Origin of the sequence: Acidisarcina sp. (assembly GCA_035539175.1) — a bacterium.
Lineage (GTDB): Bacteria > Acidobacteriota > Terriglobia > Terriglobales > Acidobacteriaceae > JANXZS01.
In genome coordinates this window covers 466,803-486,407 of the sequence record DATLIY010000008.1, presented here as the reverse complement: position 1 = coordinate 486,407, position 19,605 = coordinate 466,803, and the positions used below count along the sequence as shown (strand labels likewise).

General features: G+C 59.2%; 13 protein-coding genes and 1 pseudogene. 8 read left to right on the top strand and 6 right to left on the bottom strand.

The window, feature by feature from the left end:
* Position 1: 1 nt before the first annotated feature.
* A complete protein-coding gene (locus tag VM554_10080; protein ID HVJ08721.1) occupies positions 2-3,679 on the bottom strand; it encodes a TonB-dependent receptor in 3,678 nt (1,225 codons plus the stop codon).
* 341 nt (positions 3,680-4,020) lie between these two features.
* Between VM554_10080 and VM554_10075 the strand changes: the two genes are divergently transcribed.
* Positions 4,021-5,259 carry a tetratricopeptide repeat protein gene (locus VM554_10075; protein HVJ08720.1) on the top strand — a complete coding sequence of 413 codons (1,239 nt, stop codon included), beginning with the start codon at positions 4,021-4,023 and terminating at the stop codon, positions 5,257-5,259.
* 64 nt (positions 5,260-5,323) lie between these two features.
* Here VM554_10075 and VM554_10070 read toward each other — a convergent pair whose 3' ends face one another.
* Complete coding sequence (locus VM554_10070) at positions 5,324-7,390, bottom strand: alpha-L-arabinofuranosidase C-terminal domain-containing protein (protein ID HVJ08719.1); 2,067 nt, start codon at positions 7,388-7,390, stop codon at positions 5,324-5,326.
* Positions 7,391-7,653: 263 nt separating this feature from the next.
* On the opposite strand from VM554_10070, the gene VM554_10065 reads away from it, so the two are divergent.
* The 3 genes and pseudogenes from VM554_10065 to VM554_10055 all read left to right on the top strand — a co-directional run bounded on the left by VM554_10065 (position 7,654) and on the right by VM554_10055 (position 10,476).
* Positions 7,654-8,847: a tetratricopeptide repeat protein gene (locus VM554_10065; GenBank protein ID HVJ08718.1), complete on the top strand. Its 1,194-nt coding sequence runs from the start codon at positions 7,654-7,656 to the stop codon at positions 8,845-8,847.
* A 173-nt stretch (positions 8,848-9,020) separates the two neighbouring features.
* Positions 9,021-9,251: pseudogene (locus VM554_10060) on the top strand (phosphopantetheine-binding protein).
* Position 9,252: 1 nt separating this feature from the next.
* Positions 9,253-10,476, top strand: coding sequence for a beta-ketoacyl-[acyl-carrier-protein] synthase family protein (locus tag VM554_10055; protein HVJ08717.1), 1,224 nt, complete (start codon positions 9,253-9,255; stop codon positions 10,474-10,476).
* 4 nt (positions 10,477-10,480) lie between these two features.
* On the opposite strand, the gene VM554_10050 is transcribed toward VM554_10055, so the two are convergent.
* Positions 10,481-11,470 carry an NAD-dependent epimerase/dehydratase family protein gene (locus VM554_10050; GenBank protein ID HVJ08716.1) on the bottom strand — a complete coding sequence of 330 codons (990 nt, stop codon included), beginning with the start codon at positions 11,468-11,470 and terminating at the stop codon, positions 10,481-10,483.
* A gap of 1 nt (position 11,471) precedes the next feature.
* Positions 11,472-12,770, bottom strand: a complete 1,299-nt coding sequence (locus tag VM554_10045; protein HVJ08715.1) for an aminotransferase class I/II-fold pyridoxal phosphate-dependent enzyme — start codon at positions 12,768-12,770, stop codon at positions 11,472-11,474.
* 350 nt (positions 12,771-13,120) lie between these two features.
* Here VM554_10045 and rfbA point away from each other — a divergent pair, with 350 nt between their 5' ends.
* The 4 genes from rfbA to rfbB are packed head-to-tail and all read left to right on the top strand — an operon-like array spanning position 13,121 to position 16,609.
* The gene (rfbA, locus tag VM554_10040; protein HVJ08714.1) at positions 13,121-14,056 is read left to right on the top strand and encodes a glucose-1-phosphate thymidylyltransferase RfbA; all 936 of its coding nucleotides are present in this window, start codon (positions 13,121-13,123) and stop codon (positions 14,054-14,056) included.
* Positions 14,053-14,595, top strand: coding sequence for a dTDP-4-dehydrorhamnose 3,5-epimerase (gene rfbC / locus VM554_10035; protein ID HVJ08713.1), 543 nt, complete (start codon positions 14,053-14,055; stop codon positions 14,593-14,595). The genes rfbA and rfbC overlap by 4 nt, the downstream gene beginning before the upstream one ends.
* A 24-nt stretch (positions 14,596-14,619) precedes the next feature.
* Positions 14,620-15,510, top strand: coding sequence for a dTDP-4-dehydrorhamnose reductase (gene rfbD, locus VM554_10030; GenBank protein HVJ08712.1), 891 nt, complete (start codon positions 14,620-14,622; stop codon positions 15,508-15,510).
* A 22-nt stretch (positions 15,511-15,532) separates the two neighbouring features.
* Complete coding sequence (rfbB, locus tag VM554_10025; protein ID HVJ08711.1) at positions 15,533-16,609, top strand: dTDP-glucose 4,6-dehydratase; 1,077 nt, start codon at positions 15,533-15,535, stop codon at positions 16,607-16,609.
* A gap of 62 nt (positions 16,610-16,671) precedes the next feature.
* Here the strand turns inward: rfbB and VM554_10020 are convergent, their stop codons facing one another.
* The gene (locus VM554_10020) at positions 16,672-17,223 is read right to left on the bottom strand and encodes a pyridoxamine 5'-phosphate oxidase family protein (GenBank protein ID HVJ08710.1); all 552 of its coding nucleotides are present in this window, start codon (positions 17,221-17,223) and stop codon (positions 16,672-16,674) included.
* Between the two features lie 122 nt (positions 17,224-17,345).
* On the bottom strand, positions 17,346-19,415 hold the full coding sequence (gene thrS / locus VM554_10015; protein HVJ08709.1) for a threonine--tRNA ligase: 2,070 nt from the start codon (positions 19,413-19,415) through the stop codon (positions 17,346-17,348).
* Positions 19,416-19,605 lie beyond the last annotated feature (190 nt).

Sequence of the window (19,605 nt, the reverse complement as noted above, 5' to 3'; positions counted from 1 at the left end):
GCTAGAACGTAAATCTACCGGTGATCTGAATGTTACGTGGGCCATCGATGGTATAGGTCGGCACGCCATAGTAACTGCTATATGGATTCAGATCGGGTGTGCCAAAGATGTGGCGGTTTAAGGCATTCAGGAACTCCGCCTTCAACTGGAAGAACGTGCCTTCCGTGATGTTGAAGTTCTTGAGCAGGCTGAAGTCCTCGTTAAGGTAGAGGCCATTGCGAACGTCCGTGCTGACGCGTGGCATGTTGCCAAAGGAGTACGGTCCCGTTCCACGGTTGACAGGGGCGTTCTGCGACAGCAGAGCCGGATTCGGTTGCAGCGCCGAGTAGAGAGGCGCGTCCGGTCTCTTCAGGCCGTTGAAGAGGCTGTTGACCCTTGGATTCGGGCCGTTCGTGTCGATGACAAACGGGTTGATGTGTTTGATGTGGCTGGAAAGATCCGATCCGGGTAGACGGGTAAAGCGGATGCAGTTATCCCATCCCGGAATGCCATCGGCGCAGCCAAACGAGAGAGGCTGACCCGACTGGTAGCGTTGCACGCCGCCAATCTGCCATCCACCCAGGAATGCGTCCACGAGCCGGTTGGTTCCGCCCAGGAACTGTCTGCCCCTGCCGATCGGCAGTTGATAGATGTAGCTGAGGACCAGTGTGTGCGGAATGTCCTGGATGCTGACGGCCTTTTCCTGCCGCAGGTTAAAGGGATTCTGCTCCTGGGCCACACCGCCATTGATGCCGGGGAGTGAGGAGTCGGCATCGGTGATGGTCTTGGACCAGGTGTAGGAGGCCTGCAGATTCAGGCCATTGCTGAAGCGGCGCTCCAGCGTTGCCACCAGTGCGTTAAAGGTGGATTGGCCGACGTTCTGCAAGCAGCAGTCGGTTGCGATGAAGCCGTATTGCGGGAAGGGCCGCAGTGCCTGTTGCACCTGGCCATTGAATCCCTTGTACGGACTCGGCACGCTGTCCACCGTCGTGTCGTTCGGGCCAAAGCGATCGAGCAGCTTGTTGCCCATGGAAAATGCGGAGAGCGGCATGTTGTTGATGTTCTCGATGCCGGAACGAAGATGCGTGCCGTGCGAACCAATGTAGCCGATGGTTGCAATCAGGTCGTGCGCCAGTTCCTGCTGCACCTGCATGTTCCATTGCTGGATCATGGGCGGACGGCCATAGCTCGCCTTGATGTAGTTGCTGAATGGGATCGGCGCGGATGCGTTGCCGTTGTCATATTGGCCCGGATCCAGGTTCGGCGGAGGCTTGTAGGCCGGGAAGCCCGAGTCAATCTGGAAGGCGGGTTCAAATCCATCCGAACCAAAGTTCGGATTCGCCGCATAACCCTGGAGCATGGAGCCGCCAAAGTCGTTGTACTGCAGCGGGCCATACAGGATTGCGTAGCCGCCGCGTATAACCACCTTGCCGTCGAGGGTTTGTGGAGTGAACGCGAAGCCGACGCGAGGAGCGAAATCCTTGAACCAGGTGTCCGCCCAGCGCTTGTTGCAGCTACCGCAGTTGCTTGCGAAGACCAGCGCTCCCGGCCGACCGTTCACCGGATCGATGGCGGTTGGGCTGAAGTTCGACGTGGCGTTGGCAACCTCTCTGCGGGGCTGATCGATGTCATAGCGCACACCGACGTTGACAACCAGGGATGGGGTGACCTTGATGTCATCCTGAGCAAAGACGGCCCAGTAGTTTGAGATCCAGCGTGGCTGGTGCAGCCGGACTCCCAGATTCGCGTCGTTGACGCCGCCCAGCAGAAGGCTGGCGAGACCATTCCCGGTGTCGGGGGTGGTGGAATCATCGACCCTTGTCTGGTTGCCGCTGAAGTTGAAGTTGCCCGCTTCATTGTCGTGCGCGATGTTCGAATACTGCTGATAGCGATAGTCGCCACCGAACTTGAAGCTATGGCGCCCATGAATCCAGTTGATGCTGTCGTTCAAACGGAGACCGTTGTCCACGTTTGCATCCGCCTGGGATTTGCCCAGTTGGGGGATGCCTTCAGCATTGGCACGGATCACCGGGAAGGCGGTGCCGAAGACATTGCCGATTCCCAGTTGCTTCGCCCAGTTTGTCTTGCCATTAGCCGCTTCGGTGAAGTTGATGCTGTTGCTGCGGTTGCTGCCGAATACCAGGTGGTTCAGCAGGTTTGGCGAGATCGCATAATCCCAGCCGGTGCGGAAGAAGTGAGTGATGAAGTCCTGCTGCCACTGGTTGTTTTCTACCGGGTATGGGAAGGTGCGGTTGGACTTCAGGTCGGTATTCTCGCGTGCCGAGTAGGTTCCCCAAACCTTGTTGCTCTGCGTAACGTTGCCGTCAATACGGATCGTGTACGTCGTATTGTTGAGCGGATATGGGGTGTTGTTGGAGTAGTTGTTCTGCAGATTGGAGTTCTGCGGAGCCGGATAGAACTTCATGATGTTCTGCGCGACCGGGCTGAACCTGGAGAGCGGAATTTTGTTGCCAGGGAAGGCCGTGCGGCACCGTATCCTCGTGGTGGAGCCATCAGGATTCGTAACCGAAACTGTCCTTTCCGTCAGCGGATCAAAGATCTGCCCGGCGATGATCGGGGTTCCGTCGCATACGTTGGTGTGACCATTCGGTGCGAGCAGGCGATCGGAGAAGTCTCCTCCGCGCTCGGCTACGGTGGGCACAGTCGTGATGTTGGTTCCACCCCTGGTCTGGCGGAACTGCTCCCACGAGAAGAATCCGAAGAGACGGTCCTTGGCATTGAAGACATGGGGAACGCTGAGCGGGCCGCCGATCGATCCGCCGAAGTCATGCTTCTTATCCAGGCCGCGCTGACGCCGCGACCGGCAACCGGTATCGCCCGAAGCGCATAGCGAGAGATAGCCATTGTTGAACCAGTCATTCGCATTCAGATCTTCGTTGCGGAAGATTTCGAAGGCGGAGCCGTGGTACTTGTTGGTTCCGGACTTGGTCACAAAGTTCTCAATGCCACCCGTGGTCCGGCCAAACTCGGCAGGCGGGGTCGATGTGGTGACCTTGAATTCGGAGAGTGCTTCTACCGAGGGGGCTTCCTCGTCATAGGACGAGCCGTTCTCGGAGCGCGTCTGGCTGGCGCCGTCGATCAGGACTTCGTTGCCGAAGTTCTGGCCGCCGCCGATCTTCGAGATGAAGATGCCGTTGTTGCTGTTGGCGCTGCCGGGTCCCACTGTGCCCGGAACCAGGAAGACGAAGGCCTCGGGAGAGCGCATCGCGCCCACGCCGCCAAGTGCCAGCGGAAGTTCGAGAACCTGCTTCGTGTTGACGATGCCGCCGACATCCGAAGACTGAGTCTGGATCTGTGGCGCTTCAGAGTTGACCGTTACCGTCTCGCTCGAACTGCCTACTTCGAGACTGATATCCAGCGCGGAGACGTTGCCGATCTGCACCAGCACGCCGGTCTGGTGATTCTCCTTGAAGCCGGGTGCCTGAACGACCAATGTGTAGCGGCCGGGCTGGACTTCAGGGAAACGATAGCTTCCCGCAGAAGTGGAGGCCCCTTTGTAAACCGCACCCGTTGCATCGTTTGTCGCCGTGATGGTTGCGTTGGGTACGGCGGCTCCCGTCGTATCTACGACATTGCCAGCCAGCACGCCCTGATTGGTTTGTGCGTATGCCGTCCATCCGGAGAGAAAGAGGAGCAGGCCCAGGAGCAGGCCGCTTACTCGCAAAACTCTTCGATTCATTGTGCCCCCTCAAAAACGCTCTTAGCGGAAACAGACCGTCGGCTCTGGTGATCGCAAACTAGATGCTGGCCGGGCTGCTGTAATCGCTTTCATAGCCTGGATAAGTGTCGATACCAGACCGCATGAAAGCTTACGTAGACGAGGTGTACACGCACATGAGTAGGTTGGGCTACCTGAAAATAGTTCAAATGAACTATTTCTGGACAGTGAGCGATGCAGCCGGAAATTGCGGCGGCCTGGGGAGCCTCAGATGCTGCGGAATGCCCGGAGCCGTGGTTTAGAATCGCCACTGTCTCCTGCCCGGCCGGGAAGCATTGCCGCAATGGATTCATGGCTCACGAATGGCTCGCAGATTCCAGAGAACCGCTGTCTTGCTCACCGGTGCTGTCTTGCTCGCCGGTTTGATGGGCGGCTGCCGGTTTGCTCTGGCGCAGACCATTGCCGCGCCGGGGGCCTCAACTTCTCGAGCCGGGGCCACCGTTGCCCGTGCGCATCGCCTCCTGGAGCAGCAGCATGTCGCGCAGGCGGAAAGCGTGCTGCAGATGCTTCTGGCGAGGGATCCCGGCAATGCGCCTGCGCTCGAGCTGATGGGGGAGATTCGCGAGCGTCAATCCCGAAGCGGCGAGGCGGAGGACTTCTACCGCAAGGCTCTTGCATCCGATTCCACGCTGCTGGCTGCGCGTCGTCAGCTTGGCCTGCTGCTGCTGGCGGGCCGCCATTGGGAGGAGGCAATGTCTTCCCTTGAGCCGGTTCTGCAGGCAAGGCCCGACAAAGTCGCGTCGAATGCAGAGGTTGAGTCCGCTCTGGCAGTGGCCCTGGAGGCAAGACGCCGCAGCGACCGCGATGGCGCGCTGATTGCGCTGCTGCGGGCCAGAAAGTATGTCCCCGACAACGTCAAATTGCTGGTGAGCCTCGGAATCCTGGAAGATGAAATGCGGCTCTACAAAGATGCCGACGAAGCCCTGCAGCGCGCTCTCTTACTAGAACCCTCCGATCCAAACGCGCTCTATGCCGCCGCACGGGTCCAGATGGATCTGCAGAACCTTCCTCAGGCCGATACCTACTTCCGCGCTTATCTGAAGCAGAGGCCCGAGGACGCCACCGCGCACTACGGTTTGGGCCGCGCTTTGCTGATGGCGCAAAAGCCGGCTGAGGCGCGCAGAGAATTTCAGCGCTCGGTCGAGTTGCGTCCCCAGCAGGTCGAGTCGTACTACCAGCTCGGCGAGATCGATCTTGAGGCAGGCAGACTGGAGAGCGCCCAGGAGTACTTCCAGAAGGCGCTCGAACGCGATCCCCAGCACGGTGGAGCGCACTGCGGATTGGGCATGATCGGTTATCGCAGAAAGCAGTATGACAAGGCAGTCGAGGAGCTCGCGCTGGCGGTGCAGAGTGCGCCGGACTACCAGAAAGCGCGTTATTACTACGGCCTTGCGCTTGCCAAGGTAGGCCGCAAGGAGGACTCCGAGCGGGAACTCGCCATTGCTACCCGGCTCGCAGATGAAGAAAATCGCAGGCAGGCAGGCCGCCTCCAGTTAAAGGGCCCTCTGCAGACCGTGCCTCCGGCTTCTCCCCAGAAATAGCCTCCATGCAAAAGCGGAGGAAACCCGATGCCGGACCTCCTCCGCCGGGAAATGACCTCGGCAGCTACGGCTTCTTGGCAGGGGAAATCGTAGTCAGCGAGATTCTGGTTACGCTGGCGCGCGGAAAGATGTAGCGGAAGCTCTCCCCCACTTTGGCCGTGTGCTTTTCCGGCAGAATAGCCTCCGGGTCCATCTCACTGTTGACGGCATACAAATCCTCCGAGCGCAGCGTCAGGGTGTCCGCGCTGGGTTGTACCTTTGCGCCTGCCAGAGAAATCTCCGTGGCGATATCCCGCTCCAGGCTACGGTTTACGACGAAGAGCGTTACATGCTTCCTGTCTGCACTCGTTGTCGCGGTGACGTCGAGATACGGCACATCGGCGATCTCCGGCAGGCGGGTGATCCCCTGGTGCACGCTGTAGCTGCCGCTCTCCGTCGTCGCAGGCAGCAGGTGATCGGCAGCGGCCGTCGAGTACATCTGAAACACATACGAGGCCGGGGTTCCGAAGACGCGTCCCCGCTTCTTCCAGATGCCCGCGAACTCAATGACGCCGGTCATATCCGAGACCGGCACATGGTCGCTGGAGCGCAGCAGCATGTTGTACATCGCGCCAGTGGTGATTGCCCCGGCAACGTTGTCCCATCTGGCCGAGGGACGACGATTGCCGCTGACCCAGAGCCATTCCGTGAATGCGATGCGGGTGTGGTCTTTGCTGGGCGAGCCGTCGATCTGCGCCTGCATCGCCTTTAGCCTGCGTTCGAGTTCGGTGGTCATGGCGAAGGAGGACTGCGCGAGAAATTCCGGTGAAGGATCGCTCAGCCTGACCTGATCGGTAGTCACCACGAAGTGGGTCGAGAGGTAGTCCTCTGTGCCGGCAGGGTTTGTAAGTTGCACGGCGTTCCACTTCTGGTAGGCATCCGGATCCTGACCGGTTGCGATCAGCCTCGCCTTGGGATCGACCTGGCGAATCGCGTCGCTGAAGGCCTTCGTTCGCGGCGCCAACTGCTCAAGCGTTGGCCATCCGGTGTTCCAATTGCCCCATAGCTCATTGCCCAGCTCCCACAGCAGCCCTCCCCGCCGATCTCCCCAATGCTGGTTGATGTAACTCACCCACTCGGCGGCTTCCGAGGCGGTGCCCGTGCCAAGATTCACCGCAACCTGCGGCTCCGCATCGACCAGTTTGCAGAAGCGCAGGAATTCGTCTGTGCCAAAGGTGTTGTACTCGGGAATTCCCCAGGCAATATTGGGCATGCTCGTCCGCTTCTCGATTGGGCCAACGCCATCGCGCCAGTGATAGCCCGAGGTGAAGTTGCCGCCATAGCGGATCAGCGGTGTATGCATATCCTTGACCATGCGGACCATGTCGGGATCGAGGCCGTCGATGGCATCCGCCGGCAGCAGCGAGGCCTGGTCGATCAGGATGCGCGCATCGTCCTTCACCGCCAGCACGAAATCCGCCGGATCGAGAGGAGCCAGTGCTCCCGGCTTCAGCTTCAGTTCCACGGAATACCTGGTCCACTCCGGGGCAATCGTCGCCACCGTGGCCTCTGCCAGCACTTCGCCGGAGTCACGCTTCTTCAGCTCGATCGAGAGTCCCTGCGCTCCGTCCAGGTGCCGCGCATAGACGCTGGCCTTGTAGACAAGCTCACGATGTACGGGCAGATAGACTCTCTGCTGAATCCCGGTCTGCTGGCCGGGGACGCCCATCAGGAGGAAAGACCGCGAGGAGTTGGCCGCATCACCATAGCGATACTCATACCGATTCCCCTGCGCAGGGTTCAGAACCTCCCACGGCAGCGGAGCGCCAAGCTGGGACGATTGCACCAGCTCCGGCCGTTCGTGCAGCATGTTCTGCACGTTGCCTGCGCTCCATAGCCCTGCTTCAAGGCTGGGATTCTCCAGAATCTCCGCCCACAGGCCGTTGTAGGTCGAGTTGCCGATCGGCTCCAGAAAAGTGCCGAAGATGGTGCGCGGAATGGAGCGCTCCTCCGGGTGCGCTGCGTCCACATGGATCCGGGCAAGAGAGGGAATCGCCTGGTCTACGGTGATTTGGGCATGAGCTGCTGCCGTGGCAACAGGCAGAATTGTGGAGAGGGCCAGGGCGGTTCTCAGCAGGGTACGGATCGCCATATACTTCGCTCTTTTCGCGCGTGCGTTAGCGAGTGGATCGACCCTGAAGGCCGACGCCATGCTTGCAGGCGGAGTGGATTCTTGAGGGATCAACCTCAGATGGCCTCACAGTGTAATCGATTACTTTGGCGGTGCAAAGCGGCGAGGGGACGACCGTCAGGTCCGGCCGCCGCAATCGCAAGTCGCTGAGGCAGCCAAATTCCAGAAAATGTCTCCCACTTGAAATGTTACGGAGCGACCTAGTACGGTGGAGCGAAACCCCCATGACCCCTCCCATGACCCCTGCCCGATTCAAGATCCCCTCTTTCGCTGTTCTCCTGCTGTTGGCAGGATTGTCGGCCAGTCTTCCGCTTCCCGCACAGAACGCCCATGTGGATTCCCGCGTCGATTCCCGGGTCGAATCAAAGATGAACGCCGGGTTGCAGGCCTTACAGCAGGGACGCACTCCGGACGCGGTGCAGGACTTTACCCAGGTAACCCGGCTTGCTCCGTCGCTGGCCGAGGGGCACATGAACCTCGGCATCGCCCTGATGCGGGCAGGCCGCTTGGAGGAGTCCGTCTCTTCGCTGAAGACGGCGTTGCAGTTGAAGCCCACGCTCTCCGGGCCGAATCTTTTTCTCGGAATCCTCTATTTCGAAGTTCACCAATACGACAAGGCGCAGGAGTCGGTTGCCAACGAGCTGAAGCTGAATCCGGACAACCCCGAAGCGCTGATGCTGGCCGGGACAATCGCGCTCGCCATGGATGAGCCGGAAAAAGCCATCCCTCCGCTCGATCACGCCAGCCAGTTATCGCCCAAAGACCTGGAACTGCTGGACATGCTTGGCCGGGCTCACATGCTGGTGGCGAAAAAGGCCTACGCCAGAATGTTCGAGCTGGCGCCAAACTCCTGGCAGGTTCACCGCGTTCGTGCCCGTCTGTATGCCGAAGATGGCCTGCACAAGGAGGCGATTGCCGAGTACAAAGCAGCCATCCAGATCGAGCCGAACCAGCGGGATTTATATGAAGATCTTGGCGTCGAGTACCACAAATCCAGCCAGCTTGACCTGGCGGAGCAGACCTACGCCGCAGAGTTGAAGCTCGATCCGTCCGACGTGGGAGCGATGTTCAATCTTGCGAGCATTCGCGTGGAACGGGGCAATTCGGCGGAGGCGATTCCCATGCTGGAAGAGGTGGTGAAGGCCGATCCCACTCGCACGGACGCCTATTATTTTCTGGGCCGAGCGCTGGCCAGCGCAGGCCGGGATGCGGATGCCATGGCAGCTTTTGAGAGGGTGGCGAATCCGCAGTCCAGCGGTGAGATGGTGGAGCAGTCCTACTACAACCTGGCCCGCCTGTATCGCAAGGCACAGCGGCCGCAGGACGCGCAAAAGGCCCTGGCTGCTTACCAGAAGCTCAAGGAAGCTCGCGAGAAACAAGGCGCGCAGACTGTAGAAAAGTTCCGCGAGACGAAGTAGATCTGAATAGTAGAAGTACAGAGCACACCCGCGCGGAGCGCACCCTTCAGGGCCGCTGCCCGACGGAAAGGGTAGAAAATTGCCCCCTACGAGAGTATCTTCAGAGAACGTTCTGTGAATTTTATTTCGCCAAAGGGTCTATGTCCGAATCAGTTTAGGATCGAGTCGTAAGAGTTATTGGAACCACCCGTCGCATTCCACTGGAGAACGTGCGACCCGAGAGCACCTTTGAAGAGCTGGGGATCGATTCTCTGGACCGGCTGAACATCCTGTTTGATCTGGAGAGCGAGTTCGACATCGAGATCGATGACGAGGAGGCGAAGCAGGTTACAAACGTTCGGGAGATGGTTGCCGGGATTTCGCACCTGTTAGCGGCGAAGGAAGCGGCTTCTTCTGAAGGCTGACATGCAGCGGGTGGTCATCACAGGCGTTGGTGCGATCTGCGGAATCGGACGGAACCAGCAGGAATTCCTGGCAGCACTCGAGGGCGGGCGCAGCGGCATCAGCCCCATCGACTGCATCGACCCGACACGGGGAGAGGTACGCTTCAAGTACGCCGCCCAGGTGCGCGGATTCGTTCCCGAAGAGAAATTTTCAGCCAAGGAGCTGGCCTTCATGGACCGCTTCGCGCAGTTTGCCTTGACTGCCGCCGGGGAAGCGGTGGCACAGTCGGGCATCGAGTGGACCCCGGATCTGCAGGAGCGCACGGCGATTGTCACCGGCTCCTGTCTGGGCGGCCGCGCTGCTGAGGAAGCTGGCTACTGGGAGCTGTTCCATCACGGAAGATCGCGGGTTCACCCGCTGACCATCCCCCTCGGCATGAGCAATGCCGGTGCCAGCCACATCTCCATGAAATATGGGATCCATGGACCGGCCTATACGGTCTCGACCGCATGCGCCTCATCGGCCCACGCCATAGGGCAGGCTTTCTGGATGGTTCGTTCCGGAATGGCTCCAATGGCCATTGCCGGAGGAAGCGAAGCCCCCCTGTTTCTGGGATCGTTGAAGGCCTGGGAGGCGATGCGCGTGATCAGCAAGGACACCTGCCGCCCCTTTTCCGCGGATCGCTGCGGAATGATTCTGGGTGAAGGCGCCGCCATGCTGGTGATGGAGCCGCTGGAGGCGGCTCTGGCGCGCGGTGCTCGCCCGCTCGCGGAGATCGTCGGTTTTGGAATGTCAGCCGATGCCTGCCATATTACGCAACCCTCTTCGGAGGGGGCTGCGCTGGCGATACGTTCCGCGTTGCGCGATGCTGGCCTGGCGCCGGAGCAGATCGGATACATCAATGCGCATGGGACCGGGACGGAGGCGAACGACCGCACGGAGACTGCCGCGATTCGTTCCGCCTTTGGCAGCCACGCCGATCGCCTCGCCATCAGCTCCACCAAGTCCATGCATGGGCATACGCTGGGCGCCGCGGGCGCTCTGGAAGCGGTTGCCAGCGTGCTCGCCCTGCAACATGGGGTGCTGCCGCCGACGATGAACTACACCACTCCGGATCCTGCCTGCGATCTTGACGTCATTCCCAACCAGGCTCGCCGGGTGTCGGTGGAAGCTTGCCTCTCTAACTCCTTTGCCTTTGGTGGGTTGAACGCAGTGTTGGCCTTCAAGGCTTTGCCAAACGCCTGAGCTGCTAGGCCTGTCCGCAAGCCTTCAACCATGCGATGGAGCGGTCGATTCCTTCTGCGAGGCCAACTCTGGGAGAGAAGCCGAGGATACGCCGTGCTTTTTCTACGGGAAACTCCTGATTCAGTCCCAGCAGATAGACCGCGTGACGCGTCAGCAACGGCCGTCCGCCAAACCTCAAATGGGTGTAAGGAAACTCCATTGCCCGGGCAACTGACATCGCAACCCGGAAAGGGAGATTGATCCGCGGTCGACGGGTGCCGAGGGTTGCCGCGAAGAGAGAGAGATAGTCCGCCCAGGTGGCCCCGGTCCCATCCGCGATGTTAAAGGCTTCTCCCTCCGCCTCGGGAACTGTGGCTGCCTGGAGCATCGCATCGACAACGTTATCGACATACGCAAATCCGCCGGGGGCTTTGCCGGAATCGATGGTAGCCATCCATCCCTGCTGCAGCAGCTCCGCGATATCCGTGACAAACGCCTTGCCCCGTGGCCCGTAGATGGTTGCGGGACGAAGAATCACGATGGGCAGGCCAGACCGCTCGCGCTCGTTCCAGACGGCGACTTCCCCCTGGCACTTGGTGCTGTTGTAGGGCAGCCCGATATTCTTCATCGGCTGCGACTCTGCGCACGGAACGCGCGGATAGCCGTAGATATCGCTGGTGCTGACGTGCACAAATCGCTGCAGGCTGGCAGCATCCCGCGCCGCCAGGAGCAGGTTTTTCGTGCCGGCTACATTCGCCGCGTAGTAGGTGTCTAGCGGTGCCCAGTCTGTGGAGCAAGCGGCGCAATGGAAGATCTGGCTTGCGTCGCGAACCGCCTGCCGCAGGGTGGGCAGGTCGCCCAGATCTCCGCGAACGATACGGAGGGGGAGATGCGAGAGGTGCCGCATGTCGGCGCTGGCGCGAGCGAGGACGACTACCTCCTCTCCTCGCGCAACCAGCACTTCGGCCAGTCTCCCCCCCAGAAATCCGCTGGCCCCTGTGAGGAAAACGGACATATCAGCTTTGCAGCATCTTCTGGAAGACGTCGAGCGCGAACTCCAGGTGTTCCTGGGTGTGCGCCGCCGTCACGCACAGTCGAAGCCGCGCCGTTCCCTGGGCTACTGCGGGGAACATGACGGGGCTGGCGAGGATCCCGTAATTCCTGAGCTTTCTCGCAAACAGCGCTGTGGCCCTTTCATCCTCCAGCAGGATGGGGATGATCGGAGTCTCGGACAGTCCCGTGTTGTAGCCCAGGCTCTGCAGCCCGCTGCGCAGGAAGTTGGCATGGTGCTTCAAGCGTGCCAACCGCTCCGGATCGCTCTTGATCGCAGCCAGCCCGGCGCGTGCCGCAGCTACTGCGGGAGCGGCAATCGATCCCGAAAAGATGAACGGCGCTGCGGCATGCTGCAGAAAGATCGCCATCTCCTGCGTGGTCGCAACAAAGCCGCCGTTGGAAGGAATGGACTTGGCCAGCGACCCGGTCCAGAGATCGACCTCCGAGGCGGGAATGCCAAAGTGCTCATCGGTACCGGTGCCGTGGGTTCCAAGCACGCCCGTCGCATGCGAATCGTCCATCAGCAGGAAACAGCCGAATTCCTTCTTGATCGCGATCAGGTCCGGCAGGCAGCAGATGTCGCCATCCATGGAGAACACGCCATCGGAGATGATGAGCGTCCGATTGGCCGTAGAACCATTCTGGATCTCGCTTCGCAGCGACTCGGGGTCGTTATGACGAAAGCGCTGAATCTGCACGCCGGCCATCCGGCAGGCATCGATCAGGCTCCGGTGGCACAGGGCGTCTGCGATCACGCGATCCGCGGGGCCAAAGAGGGAGGTAATTACCGCGATGTTGGCCAGGTAGCCGGAACTGAAGGTAATGGCTGCCTCGGTCCCCTTGAACTCCGCGACTTCCTTCTCAAGCTGGCGGTGCAGATCCAAAGTCCCGGTGAGCAGTCGCGCTCCCCCGGTGCCGGTGCCATAGGTATTCACAGCATCGATGGCCGCCTTGTTCACCCGGGGATCGCCGATCAACCCCAGATAGTCGTAAGACGACAGCAGGAGCATTTCATGTCCATCTGCCTGAACAATAGGCCCGGACATGCTCTGCAGCGGAATCTGAAAGGGATAGGCATCCGCGGCGCAGCCGAGCGCGGTGGATTCGAAGAGCCTGCGAGCACGTGCATCGAGCAGGTCATGCTTCTTGAAGCTCCAGCTTCTGCCAGGGACAAAGTATTCCTCGAACATCTCACCAGACGATGAGGCGAAAGACTTGGGTTGACCCTGAGTGTCGGTTTTGGTTTCCAGTAGGTTGTCCATTTGAAGTATTACGTAACTCTAGTGGAAAACTTCGAGCTTTGGAAGGAGAGGCAAGAGGCTCGCGGTTTGGAGTGGAGCTCCTGTAGCGGCCATCGCAAGGGAAATGAGCCACGTAACTCTATATAGAAGCAATGCGCTCTATCCAAAAGTAGTTCCGAAGCAGGAAGCTGTGCCATAGCAGGAACGGCAGGCAGCAAGACGGCAGCTGCAGGGATGGCGAAGTCAGAGGAGCCATACGCATCGTGGTATTCTCACAGTGTTTCCGGCGTTGAGTTGATTCGCGCCCGATGCGGTTATGTGCAAACAAGTCGGAGACTTTCCCGCTTTGCGCGGACAGGAAAATCACCCAGGTGACCTTGAGTACTTTGCAGACGAGTTCTAAGCCGATGAAGGGAATTGTCCTCGCTGGCGGTTCCGGCACTCGACTCTATCCGGCAACGAAGGCGGTCTCCAAACAGCTTCTTCCGGTCTATGACAAGCCTTTGATCTACTACCCGCTGAGCGCCCTGATGCTCGCGGGGATTCGTGAGATCCTCATCATCTCCACCCCGCAGGACACACCTCGATTCCAGCAACTGCTTGGAGACGGGCAGCAGTGGGGATTGCATCTGCAGTACGCCGTGCAGCCGAGTCCCGATGGACTGGCGCAGGCGTTTTTGATTGGTGAGGAGTTTCTCGGCGGGAGCTGTGCCGCGCTGGTGCTGGGCGACAACATCTTCTATGGACATGATTTCTCGAACCTCGTTCGCGAGGCTGCCAACAAGGTGCAGGGCGCGACCGTCTTCGCCTACCTGGTCAATGATCCCCAGCGATATGGCGTGGTTGAGTTTGACCCGCAAGGCAAAGCCATCAGCATTGAGGAGAAGCCCGGACATCCGCGCTCGAATTTTGCCGTGACCGGGCTGTACTTCTATGACGACAAGGTCGTGGAATACGCCAGATCGCTCCGCCCCTCGAAGCGAGGCGAGCTTGAAATTACGGATCTGAATCGGCTGTATCTTGAAGCGGGAACCTTGAATGTGAAGTTGATGGGCCGCGGCTACGCCTGGCTCGATACCGGCACGCATGAATCGCTGCTGGACGCCTCGATGTTCATCCAGACGGTAGAGAAGAGGCAAGGCACCAAGATCGCCTGCCCGGAAGAGATTGCCTGGCGGCAGGGGTACATCGACACTGCCCAGCTTCTTGTGCTGGCTGCCGAAAATGAGAAGAACGGCTACGGCCAGTATCTCTTCAAGATCGTGGAAGAGAAGAACGCATTTTCAGCCCACCTGGGGAGCAGATGAAGGCTTTAAAGACGAAGATTCCCGAGGTGCTGGTTTTCGAGCCGGAGGTATTCGGAGACGAGCGCGGCTTCTTTCTGGAGAGCTACAATCAGCGCAAATTCCACGATCTGGGACTCGATCGGGATTTCGTGCAGGATAATCACTCGCGCTCCAGCCGCGGAGTTTTGCGCGGACTTCATTATCAGTTGCAGCAGCCCCAGGGGAAGCTGGTGCGCGTGGTCGCCGGTTCGATCTGGGATGTCGCCGTCGATCTTCGGCGCAGCTCTTCGACATTTGGGCAATGGGTAGGGCAGGAGCTTTCCGCGGAGAACAAGCGAATCTTCTGGATTCCTGAAGGCTTTGCTCATGGATTCGTCGTGCTCTCGGAGACGGCGGATGTGCTCTACAAGGCGAGCGATTTTTATGCGCCCGCCCATGAGCGCTCACTGCTATGGAACGATCCGGAATTGGCCATTCCGTGGCCGATCGACGGAACGCCAATCATCTCCTCCAAAGACAAGGCAGGGGCCTTGTTGCGGGATGCGCCGGTTTTTGCCTGAGAGGAATCCTGAGAGGATCGTTGGATGCGTATATTGCTGACTGGAAGCACTGGGCAGGTGGGAAGCGAACTTGCTCCGCTGCTTCGGCAATTGGGTGAGGTTGTGGCCGCCGACCGGGCAATGTGCGACATGGCTTCTGCCGAAGAGGTGCGTGCCCTGGTGGCCGACATTCGCCCTTTAGTGGTGGTCAATCCCGCGGCCTATACCGCGGTCAATGATGCCGAGACGCATGCGGATCTGGCGAGAGCCATCAACGCCACGGCTCCGGCGGTGCTGGCGGAAGAGGCCCGGAAGCTCGGCGCAATGTTCGTCCACTACTCCACCGATTACGTCTTCAACGGCGAGAAGCTAGGCCCCTATGTTGAGACGGACGAGCCCGCTCCGCTGAACGTGTATGGAGCCAGCAAGCTGGAGGGCGAGCGCGCCGTAACGCAGACGGGAGGACGCTACCTGCTGCTGCGTACGAGTTGGGTGTATGGCTCCCGCGGCAACAATTTTCTTCTCACGATGCGCAGGCTGGCGAAGGAGCGCGAAGAGTTGAAGGTTGTCTGCGACCAGATGGGAGCGCCGACCAGCGCAGGACAGATAGCGCGTGCGACGGCGCGTCTGGTCCAGCAGTATGCACACACAAAGCAGGATCAATTTCCTGCGGGCCTCTACCACATGACCGCTGCGGGCAGCACTTCCTGGTACGGATTTGCAGAGGCGATCCTGGATGCGATGCCGGATCGCAAGGCGAAGCGATTGCTGCCTGTTCCTGCAATGGAGTATCCGTCCCCGGTGCGGCGGCCGAAGAATTCCGTTCTCGACAATACGAAGTTCGAGCAGACCTTTGGCTTTCGATTGAGCGACTGGAAGACGGCAACAGCCGCTGTTCTGCGGGAGATCGAAGTACGCCAGGCGGCAAAGATTTAGATCAACACCAGGATCCTTCATCATGCGCGATTGCATTCTCGTTACCGGCGGCGCCGGATTTATCGGCTCCAACTTTGTTTGCCAGTGGATCCGAAGCGGCGGCTCGCAGGTCGTCAATCTTGACAAGCTCACCTATGCGGGAAATCCCGGCAACCTGGCCGAGCTTGCAGACGACGATCGCCACGTATTTGCTCGTGGAGATATCCGTGACCGCGCCGGCGTTCACGATCTCTTCGCGAAATACCAGCCGCGGGCCATCGTCCATTTTGCAGCGGAGAGCCATGTGGACCGCTCCATCCTCGGGCCAGAGGAATTCATCCAGACCAATGTCTTCGGAACCTTCGCTCTGCTGGAGGAGGCGCTTGCATACTTCCGCACGCTGCAGGCAAGTGAGCAGGAGCGGTTTCGCTTCCTCCACGTCTCCACGGACGAGGTTTATGGATCGCTGCGGCCAGAGGATCCGGCATTCTCTGAAGAGACACCCTACGCTCCCAACAGCCCTTACTCGGCATCGAAGGCTGGATCGGATCACCTGGTTCGCGCCTATCACCACACCTATGGATTGAAGACGCTCACCACCAACTGCTCCAATAACTACGGTCCGTTCCAGTTTCCGGAGAAGCTGATTCCGTTGATTCTGCTCAACGCTCTCGCCGGGAAGCCACTGCCGATTTATGGAGACGGGCAGAACGTGCGCGACTGGCTCTATGTGGGCGATCACTGTGAGGCGATTCGCGTTGTGCTGGAGGAGGGAAGGCCGGGAGAAACCTACAACATCGGCGGAAATAACGAGAAGACTAACCTGCAGGTGGTGGAGACCGTCTGCGCTCTACTGGATGAACTCCGGCCCAATCCGTCGGCCGGTTCCTATCGTTCGCTCATCACGTTTGTGAAGGACAGGCCGGGCCACGATCGCCGCTACGCGATTGATGCCGAAAAGATTGCCAGGGAGCTAGGCTGGCGGCCACGCGAGAGCTTCGAGACGGGCATGCGGAAGACGGTAGAGTGGTATCTTGCCAACCGGCCCTGGGTAGAGCAGATCCTCTCTGGCGATTACCAGCGCTGGATCGAGGAGCAATACGGCTCGCCTGCGCGCTGAACTGCAATGGCGTAAGGATAGGTGTTTCAGAATGGAGTCGGCCAATAGCGGCGTGGGGATACCTAGCCTGATTTGGCGACAATATTGGTCGGGATCGCATCAATGCTTTCCTGATTCTTTGTCGCCCAGTATTGGCGCATTCCATCCTCGCCCTTTCTCGTGGCCCAGTCATTCAGCAGCTCTCGTTCGCCGACATAGTCAAAGTACGGAATCGACATGCCGCAAGAGCTTTGTACCAAGTCAACGGCAACACTGAAGATCTGGCGAGCGCCGGGGAATGGTTTGAAGAGGCGAATTAACTCGTCCCACTCTGGGTCAGAGCGATGAACAACCATTGCACGGCCATAGAGCCTTAAGACGAGAGGCTTGCCTTCAAAGGCGCAGAACATGATCGTCATGCGCGGATTGTTTTGGATGTGAGCCGACGTTTCGTTGCCGCTGCCGGTCACGTTCAGCCAGGCAATACGTTTGCTATCCAGTACGGCAAAGGTATCCATGCCTTTTGGGGAGACGTTGACTCGGCTGGTTTCCGTCGCGGTGCCTACAAAAAATATCTTCTGCTCAGAGATGAATTGAATGTGGCTTTCCGAAAGTTCCTGAAATCGCTGACCCACTGAAGACCCCCTTAGGAGCGGACATCGTGCGGGATGCAAATTGCTTTTAGCCGATAAGAGCCGAAGCTCTCGCTGCGATTTGCTTCCCGCTATGCTTCAACTTTGGCATTCGCCCGTTCCGCTTAGAGATCCGTTGACCGGCTTGCAATCAGGGCTTCGATGCGGCCAAGGAACTCCGCGAAGGGCACCGAGCCCTGGTCCCCCTTGGCTCGTGTCCTGACGCTGACGGAACCAGCAGCTTCCTCTTTATCGCCCATTACGAGAATGTAGGGAATCTTCTGCATGGTGAGATCGCGGATCTTCGCATTCATCTTTTCGTTGCGGCCATCCAGTTCCACGCGGATTCCGGCATTCTGTAACTGTTGTTGTATCTTTTCCGCGTAGGCGAGATGCCGTTCGCTGATGGGCACCAATCCCACCTGCACCGGAGCAAGCCACAGCGGAAATGCGCCAGCGTAATGCTCGATGAGCACGCCGAAGAATCGCTCCACCGAGCCGAACAGTGCGCGGTGAACCATCACCGGCTGATGCCGCTCGCCATCCTCCCCGACATACTCCAGCTCAAAGCGTGCCGGCAGATTGAAGTCGAACTGCACGGTGGAGAGCTGCCACAAACGGCCCAGGACATCGACCAGCTTGATGTCGATCTTGGGGCCATAGAATGCGGCTTCGCCGGGAATCGTCTTATAGGGAATCTGCTTCCGCTCGAGTGCGTGTTCCAGCGAGTGGATGGCGAGATCCCACTTATCGTCGCTGCCCGCGTAGTGGGCGCGATCCTTCGGATCCCACGTCGAGAGCTCCACCTTGAATTCCTTGAAGCCGAAGGTTTCGAGGACGGATTGTGCAAAGTCGATACAGGCTACGACCTCGTCTTCCACCTGTTCGGGCGTGCAGAAGATGTGCGCGTCATCCTGCGTAAAGCCACGTACGCGCAACAAGCCATGCATCGTTCCTGAAAGCTCGTAGCGATAGACGTTGCCCAACTCCGCATAGCGCACCGGAAGATCGCGATAACTCTTTGGCGAGTTCTTGTAGATCAGGATATGGAAGGGGCAATTCATCGGCTTCATGCGGTAGTCTGCATCGTCCAACTTCATGGGCGTGAACATATTGTTCGAGTAGAAGCCTTCGTGGCCGCTGGTCTGCCACAGGTTCACGCGTGCTACGTGCGGAGTGTAGACCAGCGAATACCCGCGCCGAATGCACTCCTCGCGCATCCAGTCCTCCATGATCTTGCGGATCATGGCGCCCTTGGGATGCCAGAAGATGAGCCCCGGCCCGGCCAGCTCCTGAATGGAGAAGAGATCCATCTGTTTGCCGATTACGCGATGGTCGCGCTTGGCCGCCTCTTCCAGCCGCGCGAAGTGCGCGTCCATCTCTTTCTGCGAGAAGAATGCGGTGCCGTAGATACGCTGGAGTTGCGGATTCTTTTCGTCGCCCAGCCAATAGGCTCCAGCGATGCTGAGCACTTTGAACGCCTTGACGCGGCCCGTGGAAGGAACATGCGGCCCACGGCAGAAGTCCACAAAACGGCCATTGCGATAGAGCGAAATCTCCTCGCCGGGCTTGGTGAACTTCTCGACAAAGTGAACCTTCATGAAGTCGTTGTCGGCCTGGAACTCCTGGAGCCCCTTCTCGCGAGGCTCGTGTTCGCAGACGAACTTCTCGTCGCGTGCGACGATCTCGGCCATCCTCGCTTCAATCGCCTTCAGGTCGTCGGGGGTGAACGGCGTGGGCCGGTAAAAGTCATAGAAGAAGCCCGCATCGGTTGCCGGTCCGTGTCCCAGCTTTGTTTCGGGAAAGAGTTCGAGGACTGCTGTAGCCAGCACATGAGCCGCGGAATGACGCACGACTTGCAGCGACTCCGGATCCTTTTCCGTGAGCAACTGGAGCTCGACATCCGTGCGAAGCGGTGCGCTCAGGTCTACGAGTCTTTCCGCATCGGGATCGTTCGCCGCATACATGGATTCTTCGGTGGCTGCCGTCTCGGTTGTGTGGCTTTCCGCTGCTGTGGTGTGCAGCGGCTTAATGCGTGCTACTACGGAAGCAGCGGCAAGACGCGGCGAGATGCTGTAGGCGACGTCAAAGGCGGTCGCGCCACCGGGAAACGATTTGACCGTGCCGTCGGGCAGTTGAACCTGGATTGTATCTTTGGCGATTGTATTTTGGATCGTATTTTCGGATGAACTCATAGTTTGTGCCGTTGTGAAGTCTCTTTCAGGATATTGACTTAAAGCGGCTTCGTCGAGATGCGTGTCCCTACAGCGCAAAAAATGCCACGCCGCGTGCGCTGTTATGCCCTTGGCAGGGTTGTTATAAATAACAGATGGGCCTGCTTGCTTTTTCGCCTAAGAAAATGCAACGAGATGCAGCTTTTTACGT